This window comes from Methylotenera sp. L2L1 (assembly GCF_000744605.1).
GTDB lineage: Bacteria > Pseudomonadota > Gammaproteobacteria > Burkholderiales > Methylophilaceae > Methylotenera.
In genome coordinates this window covers 1,970,700-1,993,227 of sequence record NZ_JQMG01000001.1, presented here as the reverse complement: position 1 = coordinate 1,993,227, position 22,528 = coordinate 1,970,700, and the positions used below count along the sequence as shown (strand labels likewise).

Sequence of the window (22,528 nt, the reverse complement as noted above, 5' to 3'; positions counted from 1 at the left end):
CCATGTCAAACTTCAATAATAGCGTCATGCATAACGATCAAGCTGCAGGATTAAGACGTATTATGGCAAAACCAAAGCCTAGAGTTGTGTCTGTTTTATCCGCCTTACCCTCACAAACACAACCGCGTCTAATCACAAACCTAGCAACTTCTATCGCGAATCAAGGCAGCGATGTGCTCGTCATGCACGCATCAGAGCATACGCTTGAACAAAGCTATGAGTTAGATCAGTCCCCTTCACTTCTAGATGTTATTCAAGAAAAACATATCTTACAGCAAGCAATTAAATCAACTAGCCATGGCTTTTTAAGCGTTAAATTAATGCAAAAGCAGCTATTAGCTAATGCAAATGACAACCATACCACTAGTCAGCTTAATCTGCTTTTCAACCAATTGGCCCAGCAATACGACATGGTGTTAGTGGACACAATGCTCAACAAAGCTAACACGCTGCCTTTACACAAACTCAACGAAAGTGAGATTATTATTCAGCTCTCACGCAAGCCTGAGTCTATTACCCAAGCGTATTCACTGATTAAACAAGTATGCGGTGAACTTGGTAGACGTTCTTTTGGTATCATTGTAGATGATTCAACAGACGCACAGGCGCAAGTAGTATTCCGCAATATATCGCAAGTAGCAAAACGCTTTATGCAAATTGAATTAGATTTTTTTGGTGCAATTCCTGCTGACAGTCATTTAAACCGCGCTTCCAAATTAGGACGCTCAGTCATTGACGCATTTCCGCTTGCTATCGCATCCACTGCATTAAAGCAAATTGCACAACGCTTAGATGACAAGCATGATAATATTTTTAACAATAAACAGGCATCATACAACTAAGCTAAAGACGATTTATGTACACAGCGCATGGGAAAAAAGATCAAAAAGACGTTTTGCTGGATCAGCATGCTATCTTAGTTAAAAAACTCGCTTATCAATTAAAAGCCAAGCTTCCACCTAGTGTAGAGCTTGATGATTTGATTCAAGCTGGCATGATGGGTCTGCTAGATGCGGTTAATCGTTATGAAGACACCCACGGCGCACAATTTGAAACATATGCCGCACAAAGAATCAGAGGCGCCATGCTGGATGAGCTACGCAGTTCAGATTGGTTGCCACGTAGCATCCGTAAAAACATGCGTGATGTTGAACATGCCATTAGCCAATTAGAACAGCAACTTGGCCAACCCCCTACTGAAAATGATGTTGCTAAAAAACTGAATTTATCTCTCGCTGAATACCACGAAATGCTTGGTGACTGTAGCGGACACCAACTGGTTTACTATGAAGACTTTCACGAAGCAGAGAGTGGAGAACATTTCTTAGATCGCTTTCAGTCTGACCACGACAGTGACCCCATTAAAGGCTTGCTCATCGGTGACTTCAGAGATGCACTGATTGCTGCGATAGATTCGCTACCTGAGCGAGAAAAAATCTTGCTGGGTTTATACTACGAACAAGAGTTAAACTTAAAAGAAATTGGTGCGGTAATGAGCGTTTCAGAATCCCGTGTATGTCAATTACATAGTCAGGCAGTTGCAAGGCTACGTGCTAACTTAAGAGAGAAGTCATGGACTGGGGCAGCATAATCGGCCTAATCCTTGCTGTTGCAGGGATTATACTAGGGCAAAAACTTGAGGGCGGGAACGTTGGTTCGCTGTTGCAATATGCAGCTTTTCTTATCGTGATGTTCGGCACCTTTGGTGCGGTACTTGTACAAACACCAGCCAAAACCTTCATTCAAGGCTTAAAAATGCTAAAAAAAGTATTTAAAAAGCCAGTTGATGACAAGAAAGAGCTTTTCAAACGCATTTTGGTCTGGAGCAATTTTGCACGTAAAGAAGGTATTTTCATGCTGGAGCCTTTCTTAAAAAGGGAAACTGATCCCTTTATTATTAAAGGCATGCGCTTGATGATTGATGGTACTCCTCCAGAAAAAATTCGCGAGATATGTGCGATTGACATCTATTTCCATGAGGTTCAAATGCGTAGTGCTGCGAAAATTTGGGACGCAGCTGGCGGCTATGCGCCGACTGTGGGGATTTTGGGCGCGGTACTTGGCCTAATTCATGTGATGGAGAATTTATCCGACCCAAGCAAGCTAGGTAGCGGTATCGCTGTCGCATTTGTGGCCACTATTTATGGCGTTGGCTTTGCCAATTTGATATTTTTGCCTATTGCAAACAAGTTAAAAACACACATTCAAGCAGAATTAAAAACACGTGAAATGTTACTCAACGCATGGGTGTCTATTGCCAATGGCGATCACCCTAGAATTGTTGAGGAACGCTTAGACAGCTACCTAGACAAACCACACTAGTCGCCAATTAACTTAATTATAAACTATGTCGAAACTCATCCGTAAAAGAGTAGAAGAGGATCAAGATAACCATGAGCGATGGTTAGTCTCTTATGCTGACTTTATTACGCTTTTATTCGCATTTTTCGTCGTCATGTACTCTATTTCTTCCGTAGAAATAGGTAAATACAAACAACTCACTAACTCTATCGGCACGGCTTTTAGCGGTAATGGTAGCTCTGGTGTCAACCAAACAAGTACAGAAAAAGGCCTAGGCGCGCGAGGCGTCACGGAAACTAACACCACATCAATCATCAAACCACTTCCACTAAGCCATTTATATACAGAAAAAATGCGCAGAGAGCGTGATTCCATGGCCAAAACTGGGGCTGAGGTATCTAACAAACTGGCACCAATGATTGCAGAGGGTAAGATTCAAGTCATACAGACTAGCCGTGGTATCCGTATTGATATACAAGATAACTTGTTATTTAGTGCCGGTTCTGCTGATTTATCAATGGCGGCCAATGCAATCATTAGCGAAATTGTTCCGTTAATTAAAAATAATCAACGAAAAATACAGGTAGAAGGTCACACAGACAACACACCTATTCATAACACTACGTTCTTCTCTAACTGGGAACTTTCTGCAGTGCGCGCCAGCAGTGTTGTGAGACTGCTAAGCACTTTAGGTATCAGCGAACAGCGCTTAAGTGCAACTGGTCTAGGCGCATCACAACCGATTAGCGAAAACGAAACAGAAACAGGTCGTGCAAAAAACAGACGTGTATCTATCATCATTACCTATGAAGTACCTACGCAAGAGGACACCTCCAATGTGATTGTGCCTCAGGCATCTGCCCTAGCACCTAAAGCGCAAACAGTACCGAAAGCTCCCAATTAGAGTCGATATCGCGGCTGTTTAATACAACGTACGTGGTTTAATACAATGTATGTGTAGTTTGATTGCTTTGCTAACACCAAAATTGCTAGCATCAAAAAATAAAAGCCAGCAAATGCTGGCTTTTATTTTATACAAAATCTATTACTCTTTACCGATTTGGTATTCTTCGTAGCTCACTTCAACAATCTTACCAGTAGTCGCATCAACTTCTACTTTAATTTCTTCTTTATCAGCTTCTAAAATATCAAACTCATAAGATGCTTTGCCGTCTGACTCAAGCTCATACTCTGTCTCTACCACAGTGCCAGGATGTGCAGCCAGTGCTGTTGCTTTAGCATCAGCCTCGCTTACTTTAGCAAGCACTTTGAATCTAGCATCATCAGCCTTAACTTCTTCCTCAACCTCTGTTACTTTACCAGTTTTAGCATTGCACTCAACATCCCATGCCTTACCATCTGCAGTTTCGATATCAAACTCATAAACACCCACTTTTTTCTCAGACTTGAACTCTGTCTTTACAATCGTGCCTTCGTGCTTAGTTAATGCTGCTTTTACGCACTTTCCTAAACTATCATAAGCTTTTGGTTTGATAGTGTCATGGCCAGCGATAGCAGAGTTTGCAAAAAATACAGCTGCAACTAAAGTAGATCCTAAAGATAAACGAAACATAATTAACTCCTATTATTGTTAGTAAAGTAAAAATAAGTACCTAAGTAAAACCATTACAATTATTAAATTTTACCAAACAAGCGCTAAGCATTTGATTGATTTACAAAACTATTACATTTTTGGCTGTAAACAGCCAAAATCAAGCACCAATCCATCCAAAATGTAACATTCAATGTCATTTCTAACGTGATTGCAGATCAAGTCAGATGAACAAACAATAAAAAACCCAGCACTAGGCTGGGTTTCAATACATCAACTAATAATTAGTCTTTTGATGCACGTTTACGCTCATGCTCAAGCAAGTAACGTTTACGGATACGAATCGTTTTAGGGGTAATTTCCACCAACTCGTCATCATCAATAAACTCAACTGCTGATTCTAAAGATAATGCAATTGGCGTAATCAAACGTACAGCCTCATCAGTACCTGATGAACGAATGTTAGTCAGCTGCTTACCTTTAATCGGGTTCACGATCAAATCGTTATCACGGCTGTGAATACCAATCACCATACCTTCATACAACTTGTCACCTGGTACTGAGAACATTTTACCGCGGTCTTGCAACTTCCAAAGCGCGTAAGCCACAGCCTCGCCATTTTCAGCTGAAATCAACACGCCATTACGACGGCCTGGCATATCAGCTTTAACTGGAGCATATTCATCAAACACATGACCCATCAAACCAGTACCACGGGTCATCGTTAAGAATTCACCTTGGAAACCAATCAAACCACGCGCTGGAATTCTATATTCCAAACGTGTACGACCATTACCGTCAGACTCCATATTTTGCATTTCACCACGACGACGGCCTAATTCCTCCATCGCAGCACCTTGATGCTCATCTTCTAAGTCCACAGTAAGAATTTCATATGGCTCACATTTTTCGCCATTAATTTCACGGTAAACAACTTTTGGTTTACCTACTGCCATCTCGAAACCTTCGCGACGCATATTTTCTAGCAGGATGGTTAAGTGCAACTCACCACGACCAGAAACGCGGAACACGTCAGCATCTTCAGTGTCTTCAACACGCAAAGCAACGTTAACTAAAAGCTCTTTAGTTAAACGATCACGAATTTGACGTGAAGTCACAAATTTACCTTCAGTACCAGCTAATGGTGAAGTATTCACCATAAAGTCCATGGTCAATGTTGGCTCATCCACACCTAAATGAGGCAAACCAATTGGGTTTTCACGATCACAGATAGTGAAACCAATACCAATATCATCTAAACCAGAAATAATTACAATGTCGCCAGCTTCAGCTTCTTCAACTGGCACACGTTCCAAACCACGGAAACCAAGCACTTGGTTGATTTTACCCGTAGCGATTTGTTTAGTTTCATTCATCACAGTCACTGCTTGGCCAGGTCTGATTTTACCGTTAGTCACGCGACCAATACCTAAACGACCAGTGTAAGTTGAATAATCTAATGCTGAAACTTGCAACTGTAAAGGTGCATTGCTATCACCAGCTGGTGGCGCTACATGACTTAAAATCGTTTCAAACAAAGCACGCATGTTATCGCTAGGCTTATTCATATCCAACATAGCATAGCCATTGATTGCTGACGCATATACTACAGGGAAGTCTAACTGCTCATCTGTTGCACCCAAGTTAGCAAACAAATCAAATGTTTGATTCACTACCCAGTCAGTACGTGCACCTGGACGATCTACTTTATTAATAACAACGATTGGTTTCAAACCTAGCGCCAACGCTTTTTTAGTAACAAAACGTGTTTGTGGCATCGGGCCTTCAACAGCATCTACTAACAGAACAACGCCATCCACCATACCTAATACACGCTCAACTTCACCACCGAAGTCCGCATGGCCTGGAGTGTCCACAACGTTAATATGCGTACCTTCGTAATTCAGCGCAGTGTTTTTTGCCAAAATGGTAATACCACGTTCTTTTTCAATATCGCCACTGTCCATTACACGCTCAGACACTGTCTGATGAGATGTAAATGTACCTGCTTGATGTAAAAGTTTATCAACCATAGTTGTTTTACCATGGTCAACGTGGGCAATAATTGCGATATTTCTTAAATTACGAGACATTGTCTTGCTACCAGTTCATTGAAAGGCGGCGATTTTAACACATTAAGCCCTAAGAATGATTTAACTATCTATAAATATAGTAAAAAACACTTTGACAAAGTGTAATTAATGCATATAATGCGCACAACTTAGAACTTTAAACAGCTTAACAAATAGCTCTAGAGTTTTAGATTCATCGCCCTGACCCTCAGTCACTCGTGAAATTTTGAAGTGACTATCTTTAGATTTAATATTAAATCTATCTTTACTGGTTAGCGGCTATGCCCGTGCGCTGGTAAATAAAGCATCTCGAACTATATATTTGAAATTTGCTTTTTGCGTTATGTTGTTTTTTCACAACATCACTGTAAACATACATGTATTTGCTCGCGCCCTTTTATTGTTTTTATAAAACTGCTTTTGAAAGGGACTATCTTGTCTTTTGAATCATTAAATCTACACCCTACTATTATTCGTGCTTTAGAGGAATCAGGCTATACAGCCCCAACCCCTATTCAAGCCCAAGCAATTCCTGTTGTGACAGAAGGTCACGACTTGATGGCTTCAGCACAGACTGGTACAGGTAAAACTGCAGCATTCATGTTGCCAGCACTAAACTTACTAGCAACTCCACACGAATCTAAAAGCCGTGGTCCACGCATTTTAGTACTTGTACCTACTCGTGAACTTGCAACACAAGTGAACGAAGCTGCACGTAAATACGGTAAATTTATCCGTGCACGTACAGTAAGTATCGTAGGTGGCATGCCTTACCCACTACAAAACAAACTATTATCACAACCGCTAGACATCTTAGTAGCAACGCCAGGCCGTCTATTGGACCATATGGAACGTGGTCGTATTGACTTATCACGTCTACAAATGTTGATATTAGATGAAGCTGACCGTATGTTAGACATGGGCTTCTTACCTGATGTTGAACGTATTTGCGAGCAACTCTCGGCAGAGCGTCAAACATTATTGTTCTCAGCGACATTAGATGGAGACATCGCACGTATTGCGAACAAAATTCTTAAAAATCCTAAAACAATTCAAGTAGCAGCTCAACGTGAAAAACACGCAAACATTGAGCAACGCTTGCACTTTGTTGATGATATGACACACAAAAACAAACTGCTTGAGCATTTATTGATTGCTCCTGAAGTTAACCAAGCTATCATTTTCACCAGCACTAAACGTCACGCTGATGTGTTAGCTGAAGATTTGTACGCAGCAGGCCATAAAACAGCCGCACTACACGGTGATATGACACAAGGTGCACGTAACCGCACATTGACTAAATTACGTCATGGCGATGTAAAAATCTTGGTAGCGACTGACGTTGCTGCACGCGGTATTGACGTACATGGCATTACACACGTCATCAATTACGACTTACCTAAATTTGCAGAAGACTATGTACACCGTATCGGCCGTACTGGTCGTGCTGGCAACACTGGTATCGCCATTTCATTCGCGTCGAACATGGATAGACATATTCTACGTAAAATCGAACAATTCACTGGCAACACCATGTCGCCTGCAGTGATTGAAGGTTTTGAACCAAAACGTGCCATGAAGATGGATGGCCCTAGCGGCAGCCGTCGTGATGGTCACAAACCAGGTGGTCGTGGTGGCTTTAAACCACGTGATGACCGTGGTGGTTACAAAGGTCGTGATGATCGCAATGGCGCTAGCCGTGATAGCGCTCCTCGCAGCGAAAACCGTTTTGAAAATCGTGGCAACCGTGACTCAGCTCCGCGTGAAATCAATGGCAACTCAGCTGGTTATGCTGGCAGATCTGATACTAACCGCTCAGAAAGACCATCTGGCGACCGTGCACGTAGCTTTGGTGACCGCGCAGCGTTTGATAAGTCTGGTGACCGTAGCCGTGGTAACAATGCGGGTACACCTAACCGTAGCTTTGGCGATAGCGTAGCCTTCGGTAAAAAACCTTACTCACGCGACGGTCAACGTAGCGAAGGCCGTTCTGATCGTAGCGCAGCACCTGCTGCACGTCGTGATGGTGATCGCAGTGATAGCCGTCCTGCTGGTCGTAGCGATAGCCGTGGTCCAGCACGTGGTTTTGCTGGCGCTAATGCAGGTGCAGGCAATGGTGCACCACGTCGCTCACGTAGTTTTGCATAACTTAAGTAAAGACTTTAATTGAACAGTATCCAACAAATGACAGAAATCGTAACGACTGACAGCCCAAGTTTCAGCACATTAGGACTCGCACCTGAGCTCTTACGTGCATTAACTGAATCTGGTTACACTACTCCAACACCAATTCAGGCACAGGCTATTCCTGTTGCCTTGGCTGGAGGGGATCTAATGGCAGGGGCGCAAACTGGCACAGGTAAAACTGCGGCATTTGCGCTTCCCCTACTACAGAAGTTATTACCGCTAGCCAATAGCAGCACCTCTCCTGCCAAGCACCCCGTGCGCGCGTTAATTTTAACGCCAACACGTGAGCTTGCTATTCAGGTGGAAGAAAGCGTCAAAGCGTATGCCAAGCATACGCAATTACGCTCACTGGTTGTCTATGGTGGCGTAGATATCAAAACACAGACACCTCACCTTAAAACGGGCGTGGAAGTGTTGGTAGCGACCCCTGGCCGTTTGTTGGATCATATTGAACAAAAAACATTACAGCTCAACCAAGTACAAATGTTAGTACTTGATGAAGCAGACAGAATGCTGGACATGGGCTTTATGCCTGATTTGAAACGTATTTTGGCACTATTGCCAAAACAGCGTCAAAATTTGATGTTTTCAGCGACATTCTCAAACGAGATTAAAAAATTAGCAGATGACTTTTTAACTAAACCTCAATTGATTGAAGTGGCGCGCAGCAATGCAACCAACGACAACGTAACGCAAAAAGTATATCAAGTTGCGCAATCAGATAAAGAAGCCTTGTTAATTCAGCTGTTAAAAGAAGCCGATGCAAAACAAGTCATCGTATTCACCAAAACAAAATTAACGGCGAGCCGTTTAAGCCGCAGCCTAGTACGCGAAGGCATTGCGGCAGACGCAATTCATGGCGATAAAACCCAACAAGAGCGTATTAAAGCATTAGATGCGTTTAAAGCTAGCACAGTGACTGCGCTTATCGCAACGGATGTTGCTGCGCGTGGTTTAGATATTAGTGAACTGCCAATGGTGATTAATTATGAAATTCCAAGTGCGCCAGAAGATTATGTGCATCGTATTGGCCGTACCGGACGTGCCGGCGCAAGCGGCGTTGCAATTTCATTTGTCAGCGATGATGAAGAGAAATACTTGGTTGAAATTGAGAAGTTAATCAAACGCCAAATTACCAAAGAAACGGTAGCGCTAGATAAACCTAAAGCAACATCACGTACACGTAGCAACGCAAGCAATCAGGTGAAAGATCAGGAAGCACCAACCAGACGCTTACCAGCTAAGAAGAAGAGTGTCGACCCATGGTTTGATAAACCTTACGAACCAAGCACACAAGAAAATAATGTTGTCGCTACTAGACAAATTAACACCAAAAAAGCACCAGTAGCTGCCTTACTTGGTGGATTGTTATCTAGAAAGTAATAATCTTTGAAAGTTATGTGGGGTATTTAGTACCCAGCTAATTAGGGGCAGTGATGCCCCTTTTTATTGCGCGCCGTTAATTGATTACGTACAGTTAATGCCCGTGTTGATTCCGCATAAAGTCAGCAACACCATAGAGCTGATTTGCTAGTTTTTTCATCAACGCCTCGTCATATTCCAACTGATGCATGGCTTTAATCATGCAATACATCCATTGGTCACGCGCTGACTCACCAATGGCAAACGGCAAATGCCGCTTACGCAGCATTGGATGGCCATAGCGCTCAATATATAGCTGTGGTCCACCTGTCCATCCGGTTAAAAACATAAACAGCTTCTCACGAGCAGAGGTTAAATCTGGCTGATGCATATCGCGCAGAGGCTTCGCCTTAGGATCACTATCCATGATGTCGTAAAATGTCTCTACCAGCAAACGAATATTTTGGATGCCGTTTTCTTCACCACCGAGTAGCTCAAAAAATGTACGCTTATCACTACCCGCTTCTTCTATTTCATTTAACATATGCTTAAAACCTTAAGTGTAGGAACTTTTTGTAACGTAGTGTGCAAAATGCATCACCACTGTACTGTTGCTATCCCTACATTTAAATATCAATCGGTGTCACAAGACTAGCAGCCAATTTTGCACTTACTCTTGCTTCCGCAACATCTTTACCCGTCGCTAATGCAACGCCCATCCGCCTTTTAGTAAAAGACTCTGGCTTACCAAATAAGCGAATATCAGTATTATTCACGGCTAAGGCTTTTTCCACGCCATCAAAAGCTAATTGCTGGGTATTATGCCCGCCATAGATAACAGCACTAGCGCCAGCTTCACGCAGGCTCACGTCTACAGGCAATCCTAAAATTGCACGTGCGTGTAGGTCAAACTCACTAAAGCGTTGCGTGGCCATCGTCACCATGCCTGTATCATGTGGACGAGGACTTACCTCACTAAACCAAACGTGGTCGCCTTTGACAAACAGCTCAACCCCGAACAAGCCCAAGCCGCCCAAGCTGTCAGTGACCGCTTTAGCAATACGTTTAGACTCTTCTAATGCTTTAGTAGCCATTGGTTGCGGTTGCCAGCTTTCGACATAGTCACCCTTTTCTTGCACATGGCCAATTGGCTCACAGAAGTAAGTGCTGATTTCACCTTGTGCATTTTTTGCACGGACGGTTAATAGCGTAATCTCATAATCAAAGTCAATTTGACCCTCAACAATCACTACACCTTGATTTACGCGTCCACCAGACGCAGCATATTCCCACGCAGAGGATACTTCGCTCGCCTGTGTAATGCGTGATTGACCCTTACCAGAGGAAGACATGGTAGGCTTGATAAAACATGGGTAGCCTATACCTGCATCAATCGCAGCTTGAAGCTCGGCTTCGCTTCTGGCAAATGCATAAGGAGATGTCGGTAGGTTAAGGTCTTCAGCAGCAAGCCTGCGAATACCTTCACGATTCATCGTTAACTGCACAGCTTTAACGGTAGGAATCACGGTCGCAATGCCCGATTGTTCAATATCAGCGAGTGTTGCTGTGTTTAAAGCTTCAATTTCAGGCACAATCAAATGTGGCTTTTCAAGCGCAATCAACTGACGTAATGCTTGGTCGTCAGTCATATCGATCACATGGGCGCGATGCGCAACTTGATGGCCAGGCGCATTTTTATAGCGATCGACGGCAATCACTTCAACGCCTAGACGTTGCAAAGCGATAATCACCTCTTTACCAAGCTCACCACTACCTAAGAGCATGACACGGGTTGCATTAGGACTTAAAGGGGTTCCGATTCGCATAGTGATTCTTTCATTTTATGATTGCTCGAATCATACCATGCAGCTATTTTTAAGAAAATTAGAGATACACTTAATTTACAAGAAAATAGAAAATGAACAGCCTCTATAGATGAATAAATTTCGACATCACTGGTTTAAAAAATTGCAACCAAGCTGCTAAGCTTTAATTTGATGCTTATCCATACGATAACGCATTGTCATGCGTGTAATCCCAAGCTTTCTTGCCGCCTCAGAAACATTGTATTTAGTTTCGACAAGGACTTGTAACAATATAGACTTTTCTGCCGCATCCAGAGCGGACTGTTGTGAATCTGCTAAGGTAGTAGGAATCGGCTCTGCAAGACGGCAATTTGGTAACGCCAAATCAATGTCTGTCAGCTCTCCGTTATGACAAAGCAACATAGCACGGCTCACTTGATGCTTCAGTTCACGCACATTACCTGGCCATGCATAAGTTTGTATCGTACTCACTGCCTCTCTAGTGAAATGCGGGCTGGTTAAGCCGTAACGTCTAGCAGTTTGTGTGGCAAAGCTTTTGGCTAACAACATAATATCGTGCCCACGATCACGCAATGGTGGCATAAAAACACTCATCATGTTGAGCCGGTAATACAAATCTTGCCTAAAACGGCCATTCTGTGACATTTCATGTAAATCACGATTAGTCGCTGCCACAAAACGAGCTGGTACAGTACGCTCTTTAGTTGACCCAATACGCCGAACAACACGACGCTCTAGCACATTAAGCAGTTTCGCCTGTAGCGCTAATGGTAATTCACCGATTTCATCTAGAAACAAAGTGCCGTCTTCTGCTGCCTCAATCAAACCAGGGCGAGAACTGACAGCGCCAGTAAAAGCGCCCTTCTCATGACCAAATAATTCACTTTCCATTAGCTCTGCTGGCAATGACGCACAATCCACGTGCACAAAAGGTTTATCACTATTAGCACATGATAAATGCAATAAACGTGCAGCCACATCTTTACCAGTTCCTGTTTCACCACCTATCAGCACTGTAGGCGGCACACTGTCGTTTGATACTAGCTGCGCAATGCGTTTAATTTGCATTTTTACATTTTGCATGGCTGGGCTATCTCCCAGCAACTCCACACCTTCTGAGGCATGCGCATTACGCTGGCGTGAGTAATCAAGACTCTTACTCTGCATAGCTGCAGTTTCAGCTTTTTGAATCGATAATAACAACTCTTCGAGATCTATCGGTTTTTTAAGGTAATCAACGGCCCCTAGCTTCATTGCATTGACGGCATCACTGATTTCACCATGCGCAGTCATGACAATCACCACTGCGCCTTTAGCAACAAACTCAGCAAGCAAATCTAAACCATTGCCATCAGGTAATCGCATGTCGAGTAAAACAATATCTGGCGTAAATTGTTTAACGATATTGCGCGCATCTTGCAGACTCTCCACGTGCGCACATTCATAGCCTGATTTTTGTAACCGACGCACTACGGCACGTGCAAACAACGCCTCATCTTCAACAATCAATATTTTTGATTGTTGTTTAGCTAACGTTGAAGCTTCAATATTACTGAGATGCGCTAATTGCAATTATTACTCCTGACATACAAGCTTAATTTTTATCTTTACTGGTTTTAAATTAGCAAGAAACATTCCAAGCATCTTTTTTATAAAACTTCACAAAAAAACTACCACCATTAACAATCATGATTTGGCCAAATTAAATGCACTGCGCTCCCACAGGCATTACTCAACATTATAAATAGCACAAAAAAGCTACACTCTTTATTTAAAAGAACCTCACCATCAAGATCACTTCGCCACAACATCAACATCGCTATACTCAACCAAAACATGGTTTATTACAACCAATTATTGGTTATATACAACCATAATATGGTTTATTACAACCACCAACTAGCCGCCACCACCAATCTCAATTAACCGTTAAGTTTTTAATCTAAGTTAATTCAATCACTTGAATTAACTTAGATTAAAAACGTTTAAATTGGAATATTTTTTGCTTAATTTAGCCCATCTTACATAAAAGATAGCCTAGAATTTTTATCGAAAGTAAATAATGAAAAAACCATTGATGAAACTTACATCTGTCGCGGTGATGCTTGCTTTTGCAAACACACCAGCACTTGCAGATGACACTGCAATTAATATTAAGAAAATTGAGGTATACGGCACTACACCACTACCAGGTATTGGTTTGCCGTTAAATAAAGTACCTGCAAATATCCAAATGGCATCACCAAAAGAGGTTGCTAATCAAGCTGGCGTTTCAATTGCTGACTACATGATGAACAATATGCAAGGGGTGACAGTATCAGATATGTCTGGTAACCCATGGCAACCAGAAATCAACTTCCGTGGCTACTCTGCTTCTTCTTTATTAGGTAATGCTCAAGGTCTTTCTACCTATGTGGATGGTGTACGTGTCAACGAGCCATTCGGTGATGTAACGCTTTGGGACAAGATTCCTAGCTTTGCGATTGGCAACATGCAAGTAGTGCCTGGATCAAATCCATTATTCGGTTTAAATACTTTGGGCGGTGCTATTGCGATTCAAACCAAAAGTGGTCGTGATAACCAAGGCATGGCCTTAGAATACGAGGCTGGCTCATGGGGTCGTCAACGTGCATTAATCGAAGCTGGCGGCGTATCTAAAGATGGTTCTGTAGATTACATGCTAGGCTACCAACACACGACTGAAGATGGCTGGAGAGATTACTCACCATCACACCTCAACCAATTATTTGGTAAGTTGGGTTGGCAAAATGAAACAACCAAGTTAGATTTAACTTATATCGGTACAGATAATAATCTTATTGGTAATGGCTTTACGCCTGAAAACCTATTAAGTGGTGATCGTGATCAAATTCATACTCGCCCAGACTTTACCAACAACCACTCACACTTCTTAGCACTAAACGGCTCTCATTGGATTAATGAAGACACGATGTTCTCTGGTAATGTGTATTACAGAAAATCTAATCGTCATACAGTAAATGGTGACTTATACGAAGCTGAGATTGAAGATGGTGATGCGCTTGCCGGCTATCCTGGCATAACATGTAACGGTGCTGGTGATGACTGTGAAATAACCGGCTCAACCCTAAACTCATCTAAAACTACTCAAGATACCTATGGCGCAACTGGTCAGATGGTATTCAATGAGGATTGGATGGGTAAAAAGAATCAATTTACAGTTGGCGCAGGATACGACTACACATTGTCTAGATTCAAACAATCTGAAAATGTAAATATTTCCGAATTGAGTGAAGCTATTGTTGATGGTATTTTGGTTGGAAACACAGGCAGCTCTTCAGTGTTTGACCCATCAAGAGCACCAATCTTAGCTGGTGATGGTTTGCTCCCACAAAGGCAAACAACAGGTCTTACTGGTAAACAATACACAGCACGTTTATTTGCAACAGATACATTATCTCTTAATGATCAGTGGCATTTAACTGGTGGTGCAAGCTGGAACTTTACGCGTGTTGATAACGTAGATACGCTAAGAGGTCCTCGTTCTGATACAAATCCAAATAGCTTGACTGCAAAAGATAGCTACACACGTTTAAACCCAAGCATAGGCCTGACGCATACACCTAATGACAATTTAACGTTCTTTACGTCTTATAGTGAATCTAGCCGTGCACCAACCTCTATTGAGTTAGGCTGTTCAAATCCAGCGGCACCATGCTTACTGCCTTCAGCAATGGCAGATGATCCTCCACTAAACCAAGTGGTTGCGAAAACTTATGAGTTTGGTGGTCGTGGCTTGTTAACAGAAAGTATTCGTTGGAATGCTGGCTTGTACCATGCTGTTAACCATGATGACATTCAATTCACTGCAGCAGGCTCATCAAACGGTGCTGGCTACTACAAAAACGTAGGCAGAACTAAGCGTCAAGGGATTGATATGGGCTTAGCTGGTGATGCTGATAAGTTCAGATGGAGCGCTTCATACAGCTATGTACGTGCCACTTACGATTCTGATGTTTCATTTGTAAGTTCTTCAAACTCGTCAGAAGATAGTGAAGGTATTATTTACGCAAAACCAGGTGACCGTATTCCATCAATTCCTGCACATCAATTGAAACTACGTGGTCAATATGCAGTCACACCAGCATGGTCTATTGGTACTAACGTGATTGGCTTCTCAAGCGCTTATGTTTGGGGCAATGAAAACAACCAACATCGTGCTAATAGTGCAACTTGTGCTGCAGATACTGAAGAGTGTGCTACAGGCAAAGGTAAAGTGAGCGGTTATTTTATTGTTAACTTAGACACACAATACAACATCGGCAATGGTTGGAAAGCATTTGCTAAAGCGACCAACATTTTTGACCGTGAGTACAATGTGAGTGGCCGTTTAGCTGAAACCATGTTTACTGCTGATGGCACATTTGGTACTGAATCAAAACAACTTGGGTTATTATCTGGCGCACCACGTGCGGCTTGGATTGGCGCTCGTTATGAGTTTGGTGGCCCAAAGAAGTAGGCAATTTGATGTAAAAACAAGCAGTCACCGTTAGGTATGATTGCTTAGCAAAAAGGGTTACAGCAAGCTGTAACCCTTTTTTATTTGTTGCGATTTTGTTCTTCTGTGATAGCCACTAAACTATCCGTCACTCTCGTGAGAGCTTAAAAGTTTTCCCCATTAACCTAAGCCGCAGAAGCGCCAAGATTCGGCACAATAGGCAGGAATTTAGGTAATGTGAATGCCAGATTATTTACAACAAACCAACATTCTTAATCACCATCTTGACTGGATTCCCGCCTACGCGGGAATGACGTTTTATTAAGTAGGAAATATATAAAAATACGCCTAGATTAAATACTGTTAAGTAACTGCCTAGGTGGAATATTCAAGAAACGACGCAACCCCAACCAAGTAGCTAATGGAATTAAAACTGCTGCAACTAGCACACTCAATACAACCAAACTAAGATTAAACTGAAACGGTATATTGAGAATATTGACACTAATGTAATACGCTAAAAAATTTGCGGCAATCGATGCCACTAGCGCCGAGATAAATCCAATACACGCAAATTCTGCGATATAAGCAACACTCACCTGTTGTCGTGATGCGCCAAATACACGCATTAGCGTTGCTTCTGTCACGCGCTCCTCTCTGGTGGCAACAAGGGCAGCGTACAGTACGGCGACACCTACAATTAAGCTAAACACAAAAACATACTCAATTGCCTGACTCATCTTTTGCATGATGCCACGCACTTGCTGCATGAGTGCTGCAATGTCAATCACGGTTAAATTAGGGTATTGCTTCACCAGTTGATTAAGTGACTCCTCTGCGCCAATAGGCAGATGAAAACTGCTGATATGGCTGGCAGAAAATGTATCCAGCACCCCTGGCGGTGTCACAGCAAAGAAATTGGCGCGCATCGTATCCCACTCTACTTTTCTAAGACTTGTGACGGTCAGTGTTAACGGACTTCCTGCGATATCAAATAGTAGTTGATCACCAATTTTAATATTAAGACTTTTAGCCAAGCCCTCTTCAAGTGATATTAATGGCTTTCCATGTTCGTTATCTTGCCACCAGCGTCCAGCAACTAGCTTATTATCGCTTTGCATTTGTGCGGCCCATGACAAGTTAAACTCTCGCTCGGCAAGTCTTTTCGCACGATCATCTTGCCATGTCACAGTATTGATTAACTGTTTATTTTTACTGACCAATCGCGCACGCACCATTGGAAAGATAGCCGCATCTTGAATGTTTTGTTTAATAAAAAACTGATTTACTTGATTAATTTGAGCGGGTTGAATATTAATCACAAATCGATTTGGCGCACCTTCTGGCAGAGATGCTTGCCAATTACGGATTAAATCACCACGGATGAGCGTCAGCAGCATAATCACCATCAAGCCCATGCAAAAGCCAATCATTTGCACAGTGGACAAACCAACTCGGCGTTTTAAGCCTTGTATACCCAGATTAATGGAGGCCAACATGCTACTTTTAGGGGTGAGCATTAAAAACCGCTGTGCTAAGTAAGTGAGCGCATAAACAAAGCCTAATACAATTAAGCTCAATGCAAGCATCGCAACAATCGTCGAAACTGCAATGTTCACATCTTGCGCCTGCCAGAAAATCATGACCATCATCACTAAAGCAGCTGGCAAGAACTTAGCTTGTGTTGATAATGGTAGTAATAGCGTATCTCGCCTTAGTATATTCATCGCCGACAGATTTCTCATTTGCCACGCGTGTGGAAGCACGACAGCAACCATCATCCCAATACTAGCCAAAATCCCTATTAACACAGGCATTGCAGATACCGGTGGCAATGTTTCCACAAACAAATTACCTGCTAATTGTGCTAACCCTAGTTGCGCGATAAAACCAAGCAGCGCACCAGCCAACGCACTCAATAACGCGATCATTAAGGTTTGAATGGTCAATATCTGCAACACTGTATTTTGTTGGGCGCCAAAACAGCGCATCAAAGCAAATGTATTTAAACTTTGCTTGATGTACGGCAAACTTGATAACAGCATGGCCACCATCGCCAACACCACACTCACCATGGCAGATAGCCCCAAAAACTGCTGTGCTTTATCTAATGCAGTTTTTATTTCAGGACGGGCATTACGGACATCATCCATCCGCTCTCCTCTACCCAATGTAGGCTTTGCCTGCTCCAAATAACGCTGAATTTCTTCAGGGCTAGAAGCCAACAAAAGCTGGTATTTCACACGGCTGCCATACTGAATAAGTTGAGTTGCAGCTAAATCGGCAGCGTTCATCATCAACCTAGGCGCAAAGCTAAACATATTGCCCCCCCGCGAAGGCTCACGCAGTAATACAGCACTCACTATTAAACTAAGTTCACCCACTTGGAGTTTGTCACCTACCTGCACATTCAACAAAGTTGCTAATCGTGGCTCTATCCAAACCTCACCAGCCTGAGGAGCGGCCTGCACAGCTTGCCCCGTATCCTGTGGATGCTTACCTATCGTTAAGTGCCCACGTAATGGAAAGTTTGGTTCAACCGCCTTAATTTCAACTAACTGACTCGACTCGCCGTAAATCACCATACTAGGGAATTCATAAGTACGTGTTGCCAACATTGCTTGTGATTTTGCACGCACCATAAAAGTAGTAGGGATAGGATGGTCTGCTAAAACCGCTAAATCTCCACCAATTAACAAACTACCTTGTTGATTAAGTGCAGACTCAATACGCTGCGTAAAAAAACTCACCGCAGTAATCGCTGCAACCGCCAACACTAATGCGAAGACTAATACTCTTAACTCACCAGCGCGCCACAAACTAATCGTTTGCGACCATGCCAACCTAGCAGCTAACATCATACTTGCGCCATTTCTAATAGAACACCGTGCTCTAATTTAAATAGACGCTTGCAACGATTAGCCAGCTTAATATCATGTGTAACCAGCACCAAGGTAGTGCCAGCCTCTTTATTCATGTTAAACAGCAACTCAATAATCATCTGGCCAGTAGTGCTATCTAAATTACCTGTGGGCTCATCTGCAAATAAAATACTAGGCTGTGTGGCAAAAGCACGCGCGATTGCCACTCGTTGCTGCTCTCCACCAGACAGTTGTTTAGGGTAGTGTTGAACACGTTGACTTAGCCCTACTTTATCTAAAGCTTCAAGGCTTAATGCTTCAGCTTTAGGATGGCTTTTTAATTGCAGTGGAAGCATCACGTTTTCTAATGCAGTCAATGCGGGTAATAACTGAAAAGACTGAAATACAAACCCCATGTCTTTAGCTCGTACCGCAGCACGGCCATCTTCATTTAAACCGCTAAATAGACCACCTCTAATTTGAACGCTTCCGCTAGTAGGAACGTCCAACCCTGCGAGCAGGCTAAGTAATGTAGATTTACCTGAACCAGAGCTGCCAATAATGGCAATTTGGTCACCATCTGTAACGCTCAGATTTAGGCCACTTAATATGCGAATTTGGTTATCATGGTTAGTAATTTCGTAGTGCAGGTCTTGCGCTTGAATCATTGGAGATTGTTGCATTCATGTCATTCCGTTTATTGTTAGACTTTAAATTCTTTTTGAAAACCGTATTGCTTAGTTTGTTTTTTTCGAACTTCGTTGCATGGTCAATGCCTGCTTTTGCAGAAAATCCAAAAATAATGATTTACGGTGATAGTTTATCGGCTGCATATGGTATTCCACAGCAACAAGGATGGGCATCATTGCTACAAAAAAAGCTATCCTCTGAATATTATCAATATGAAGTCATCAACGCGAGTATTAGCGGCGAAACCACAAGTGGTGGCGTCAGCCGTATTCACAATGCCCTAGCCCAAATAAAACCTAGCATTATCATTTTAGAGCTTGGTGCAAACGATGGCCTGCGCGGGCTGCCTATTCAAGAAATGACCACTAATCTCAACACAATTATTCAACAAGGCAAAAAATCAGGTGCGAAAATATTACTAGTTGGGATGAGGATTCCACCAAACTACGGCCCACAATACACAAAATTATTTAGCCAAAGTTATGTAAAGCTCAGCCAACAGCACCAAATTCCGCTGGTGCCGTTTATGTTGGAAAACATCGCAGCAAAAGCAAACTTAATTCAGGATGATGGCCTACACCCCAACGCCACTGCTCAACCACTGGTTTTAGATAACATTTGGTCTCATCTAAAAAAACTACTTAAGAAATAACCTAAATGGCATAACAATGCGGCTATGCTTCATTAGCTTTACGCAAGTTTAAGACGCTTAAGTTTGACTGTACTAGTTGGGACTAATTGTACTGGTTGAGCTAATTTGGTTAGTACAACTAATGTACTTTGCCTACAGGATGCCAAGTAATCTCTAAGCCCAGCTCACCTTCAGATGCCCTAAGCTCATGCGCTATGCCGATGCCAGGTACGCATGCTAAAGTATCTTGCCAGTACACCAGTGGCAAATGATCGCGCAACCAAGGCGGAATACTGGCTGCTTGAAGTAAGTGCTTAAGCGTTCTCGTTGGTCTTAATACATCTGGCTTAAAACGCTCACCACCACTACGGTTAGTAATTCTCAGCCTAGCCATGCCAAACTTAAGGGCCAACCCTGCGCCTTCAACCTGTCTAAAAATCAGCTTCCCGCCATTAGGCACGACAAGTTCACTTTCACCATTCCAAACCAAATCAAACGGTTCATTGAGTTGTTCAATAGAAAGGTAAGCCCTTTGCTGATAACGCCTTAATGTGTAATCCTGAACGTTAATACTCAACTCAGCGTCGGGCTTGGCATTCAGCAGCTGTTGTAACATCTCAGCCAAATGATCCGATGTCGGCATCGAAAGGTGATGTTGAGCAAACCACCAACGTAATAAATTTTTTGCACGTGAGATGCTTAATTGACTTAATCCCTGCAAACAAAGACTGTCATTCATGATCAAAGTTTGTGCGTCAATTTCCGCCAATGTATCTAACAAATCATTAGCCTCAGCAAGATGTGACGCGGTTCTTGCTAGCACCGACTTCACACTGGGGTAACGTGCCTGTAACACAGGCATAACGTCATGACGCACAAAGTTACGCTCATATTGCGTATTGTCGTTACTTTCGTCGTCGCACCACTGAATACCGGCCTGCATAGCGTAATCATATAGCGCTTGCCTAGAGACTCCCAGTAGCGGCCTAATAAGACCACGTGTTTGGTCAATCTCAGCCATGCTGCTGAGTCCCTTCACCCCGGCCCCACGCATAAGCTGCAAGATTAACGTTTCAGCCTGATCATCTTGATGATGCGCTGTCACGATAAAGTCGGCTTGAATGGAGAGTCTTTCATCAAATAATGCTTGATAACGTAGCTGTCGCGCTGCCGCCTCAATCCCTAACTTGCTGGATTGAGCTACGTTGACATGCACTATGTTGATTGGCACATTCAGTAACCGACATTGCTCCACACATAGCGCGGACCAAGCATCTGCATTCGGGCTTAGCCCATGGTGCACATGTAAGGCGTGCAGATCAAAGCTCAGTAAAGACCTAAGGCTTACCAACAGATGTAGAAGTGCTGAAGAATCTAGCCCACCACTTAATGCGAGCAACAGTTTGGGTGCTGATGCCGACGATACCGTTAATGATTTCTCGTCAAAAGATAAGTGTTGAGTAAAAAAAGAGTGTAGTTTGGATAATACTGGGTGAAGTTCACTAGCATCAGGCTGGCTTGCAAAAGCTTGCTTACCAGCCCGTTTGACAGAAGCCTTACTTTTCAGCAACTTCTTTGAATTTGCCATAGCTCATTAAGCGCTCATAACGGCTCACTAATAATGTTTTAATTGATTTTGATTTAAAGCGAGTCAACTCTTCTTTTAGTGCTGTTTTTAATGACGCCATCATTTCTTCTGGTGCTCGATGCGCACCTCCCATCGGTTCAGGTACGATTTTATCTATCAAACCTAATGCTTTCAGTTTATCCGCAGTAATCGCAAGCGCCTCGGCTGCGATTGAAGCTTTATCTGCGCTCTTATATAGAATAGAAGCACAGCCTTCAGGTGAAATCACTGAGTAAGTACCATATTGCAGCATGAGTAATTGATCTACAACACCTAATGCTAAAGCACCACCAGAACCGCCCTCTCCAATAATTACACCGATAATTGGCGTTTTAAGCTCAGCCATCACATACAAGTTGCGTGCAATTGCCTCAGATTGTCCGCGCTCTTCAGCACCGATACCAGGGTAAGCACCTGGGGTATCAATAAGCGTGATAATTGGTATATTGAATTTTTCAGCCAAGCGGAATAAACGCAAAGCCTTACGATAACCTTCAGGGCGCGGCATACCGAAATTACGGTATTGACGCTCTTTGATATCACGGCCTTTTTGATGCCCAATCACCATGACTGGCTGGCCTTCAAATCTAGCAATACCGCCAACAATCGCAGGGTCGTCCGAAAATGCGCGATCGCCATGTAGCTCTTCAAAATCTGTAAATAGCGCTTGAATATAATCTAGTGTGTATGGGCGCTGAGGATGACGTGCCAACTGAGAGATTTGCCAAGCAGTTAAATTGCCATAAATATCTTCAGACAGTTTTTTATTTTTCTTTTCTAATGCTGTCAGTTCTTTTGAAATATCTAAATTATCGTGGTCATCATGTGATGAACGCAAACTCTCAATTTTCGCTTCTAATTGAGCGATTGGTTGTTCAAAATCTAAATAAGTAATTTTCATATCGTTATATTTTGTCTCAAATTATCTGATTCTATAATGCC

17 protein-coding genes are annotated in these 22,528 nt (G+C 42.7%); 8 read left to right on the top strand and 9 right to left on the bottom strand.

Features of this window, described 5'->3' with window-relative positions:
• The first annotated feature begins 2 nt into the window (after positions 1-2).
• The 4 genes from FG24_RS09435 to motD are packed head-to-tail and all read left to right on the top strand — an operon-like array spanning position 3 to position 3,205.
• Positions 3-842, top strand: coding sequence for a MinD/ParA family ATP-binding protein (locus FG24_RS09435; RefSeq protein ID WP_036302850.1), 840 nt, complete (start codon positions 3-5; stop codon positions 840-842).
• A 14-nt stretch (positions 843-856) separates the two neighbouring features.
• Entirely contained in the window at positions 857-1,591 is a 735-nt protein-coding gene (locus tag FG24_RS09430) for an RNA polymerase sigma factor FliA (protein ID WP_036302848.1), read from the top strand.
• Entirely contained in the window at positions 1,573-2,322 is a 750-nt protein-coding gene (locus FG24_RS09425) for a flagellar motor protein (protein ID WP_036302846.1), read from the top strand. The genes FG24_RS09430 and FG24_RS09425 overlap by 19 nt, the downstream gene beginning before the upstream one ends.
• 25 nt (positions 2,323-2,347) lie before the next feature.
• Positions 2,348-3,205, top strand: coding sequence for a flagellar motor protein MotD (gene motD, locus FG24_RS09420; RefSeq protein ID WP_036302844.1), 858 nt, complete (start codon positions 2,348-2,350; stop codon positions 3,203-3,205).
• Between the two features lie 141 nt (positions 3,206-3,346).
• Here motD and FG24_RS09415 read toward each other — a convergent pair whose 3' ends face one another.
• Positions 3,347-3,874 carry a PepSY domain-containing protein gene (locus FG24_RS09415; protein WP_036302842.1) on the bottom strand — a complete coding sequence of 176 codons (528 nt, stop codon included), beginning with the start codon at positions 3,872-3,874 and terminating at the stop codon, positions 3,347-3,349.
• Positions 3,875-4,137: 263 nt separating this feature from the next.
• Complete coding sequence (gene typA, locus FG24_RS09410; protein ID WP_036302840.1) at positions 4,138-5,946, bottom strand: translational GTPase TypA; 1,809 nt, start codon at positions 5,944-5,946, stop codon at positions 4,138-4,140.
• A gap of 414 nt (positions 5,947-6,360) precedes the next feature.
• On the opposite strand from typA, the gene FG24_RS09405 reads away from it, so the two are divergent.
• A complete protein-coding gene (locus FG24_RS09405) occupies positions 6,361-8,073 on the top strand; it encodes a DEAD/DEAH box helicase (protein WP_036302838.1) in 1,713 nt (570 codons plus the stop codon).
• A 36-nt stretch (positions 8,074-8,109) separates the two neighbouring features.
• Positions 8,110-9,495 (top strand): DEAD/DEAH box helicase, encoded by a 1,386-nt coding sequence (locus FG24_RS09400; protein ID WP_036302836.1) that lies wholly within the window; start codon positions 8,110-8,112, stop codon positions 9,493-9,495.
• 94 nt (positions 9,496-9,589) lie between these two features.
• Here FG24_RS09400 and FG24_RS09395 read toward each other — a convergent pair whose 3' ends face one another.
• The 3 genes from FG24_RS09395 to FG24_RS09385 form a co-directional block, all read right to left on the bottom strand.
• Positions 9,590-10,018 (bottom strand): group II truncated hemoglobin, encoded by a 429-nt coding sequence (locus tag FG24_RS09395; RefSeq protein WP_036302834.1) that lies wholly within the window; start codon positions 10,016-10,018, stop codon positions 9,590-9,592.
• Between the two features lie 82 nt (positions 10,019-10,100).
• Complete coding sequence (purT, locus tag FG24_RS09390) at positions 10,101-11,300, bottom strand: formate-dependent phosphoribosylglycinamide formyltransferase (protein WP_036302832.1); 1,200 nt, start codon at positions 11,298-11,300, stop codon at positions 10,101-10,103.
• 156 nt (positions 11,301-11,456) lie between these two features.
• Entirely contained in the window at positions 11,457-12,872 is a 1,416-nt protein-coding gene (locus tag FG24_RS09385; RefSeq protein WP_036302830.1) for a sigma-54-dependent transcriptional regulator, read from the bottom strand.
• A gap of 490 nt (positions 12,873-13,362) precedes the next feature.
• Between FG24_RS09385 and FG24_RS09380 the strand changes: the two genes are divergently transcribed.
• Positions 13,363-15,798, top strand: a complete 2,436-nt coding sequence (locus tag FG24_RS09380) for a TonB-dependent receptor (protein WP_036302828.1) — start codon at positions 13,363-13,365, stop codon at positions 15,796-15,798.
• A gap of 332 nt (positions 15,799-16,130) precedes the next feature.
• On the opposite strand, the gene FG24_RS09375 is transcribed toward FG24_RS09380, so the two are convergent.
• Positions 16,131-18,638 carry an ABC transporter permease gene (locus tag FG24_RS09375; RefSeq protein WP_036302826.1) on the bottom strand — a complete coding sequence of 836 codons (2,508 nt, stop codon included), beginning with the start codon at positions 18,636-18,638 and terminating at the stop codon, positions 16,131-16,133.
• Positions 18,635-19,321 (bottom strand): ABC transporter ATP-binding protein, encoded by a 687-nt coding sequence (locus FG24_RS09370; protein WP_036302824.1) that lies wholly within the window; start codon positions 19,319-19,321, stop codon positions 18,635-18,637. The genes FG24_RS09375 and FG24_RS09370 overlap by 4 nt, the downstream gene beginning before the upstream one ends.
• 2 nt (positions 19,322-19,323) lie before the next feature.
• Here FG24_RS09370 and FG24_RS09365 point away from each other — a divergent pair, with 2 nt between their 5' ends.
• Entirely contained in the window at positions 19,324-19,980 is a 657-nt protein-coding gene (locus FG24_RS09365; protein ID WP_036302822.1) for an arylesterase, read from the top strand.
• Between the two features lie 118 nt (positions 19,981-20,098).
• Here FG24_RS09365 and tilS read toward each other — a convergent pair whose 3' ends face one another.
• Positions 20,099-21,547, bottom strand: a complete 1,449-nt coding sequence (tilS, locus tag FG24_RS09360) for a tRNA lysidine(34) synthetase TilS (RefSeq protein ID WP_036302820.1) — start codon at positions 21,545-21,547, stop codon at positions 20,099-20,101.
• Complete coding sequence (locus FG24_RS09355) at positions 21,516-22,487, bottom strand: acetyl-CoA carboxylase carboxyltransferase subunit alpha (protein WP_036302818.1); 972 nt, start codon at positions 22,485-22,487, stop codon at positions 21,516-21,518. The genes tilS and FG24_RS09355 overlap by 32 nt, the downstream gene beginning before the upstream one ends.
• Positions 22,488-22,528 lie beyond the last annotated feature (41 nt).

Excerpts from the sequence above, each read along its gene's own strand:
- FG24_RS09435 (WP_036302850.1), top strand. The coding sequence starts at position 3 with ATGTCAAACTTCAATAATAGCGTCATGCATAACGATCAAGCTGCAGGA.
- FG24_RS09430 (WP_036302848.1), top strand. The coding sequence starts at position 857 with ATGTACACAGCGCATGGGAAAAAAGATCAAAAAGACGTTTTGCTGGAT.
- FG24_RS09425 (WP_036302846.1), top strand. The coding sequence starts at position 1,573 with ATGGACTGGGGCAGCATAATCGGCCTAATCCTTGCTGTTGCAGGGATT.
- motD (WP_036302844.1), top strand. The coding sequence starts at position 2,348 with ATGTCGAAACTCATCCGTAAAAGAGTAGAAGAGGATCAAGATAACCAT.
- FG24_RS09415 (WP_036302842.1), bottom strand. The coding sequence starts at position 3,874 with ATGTTTCGTTTATCTTTAGGATCTACTTTAGTTGCAGCTGTATTTTTT.
- typA (WP_036302840.1), bottom strand. The coding sequence starts at position 5,946 with ATGTCTCGTAATTTAAGAAATATCGCAATTATTGCCCACGTTGACCAT.
- FG24_RS09400 (WP_036302836.1), top strand. The coding sequence starts at position 8,110 with ATGACAGAAATCGTAACGACTGACAGCCCAAGTTTCAGCACATTAGGA.
- FG24_RS09395 (WP_036302834.1), bottom strand. The coding sequence starts at position 10,018 with ATGTTAAATGAAATAGAAGAAGCGGGTAGTGATAAGCGTACATTTTTT.
- purT (WP_036302832.1), bottom strand. The coding sequence starts at position 11,300 with ATGCGAATCGGAACCCCTTTAAGTCCTAATGCAACCCGTGTCATGCTC.
- FG24_RS09380 (WP_036302828.1), top strand. The coding sequence starts at position 13,363 with ATGAAAAAACCATTGATGAAACTTACATCTGTCGCGGTGATGCTTGCT.
- FG24_RS09375 (WP_036302826.1), bottom strand. The coding sequence starts at position 18,638 with ATGATGTTAGCTGCTAGGTTGGCATGGTCGCAAACGATTAGTTTGTGG.
- FG24_RS09370 (WP_036302824.1), bottom strand. The coding sequence starts at position 19,321 with ATGCAACAATCTCCAATGATTCAAGCGCAAGACCTGCACTACGAAATT.
- FG24_RS09365 (WP_036302822.1), top strand. The coding sequence starts at position 19,324 with ATGTCATTCCGTTTATTGTTAGACTTTAAATTCTTTTTGAAAACCGTA.
- tilS (WP_036302820.1), bottom strand. The coding sequence starts at position 21,547 with ATGGCAAATTCAAAGAAGTTGCTGAAAAGTAAGGCTTCTGTCAAACGG.
- FG24_RS09355 (WP_036302818.1), bottom strand. The coding sequence starts at position 22,487 with ATGAAAATTACTTATTTAGATTTTGAACAACCAATCGCTCAATTAGAA.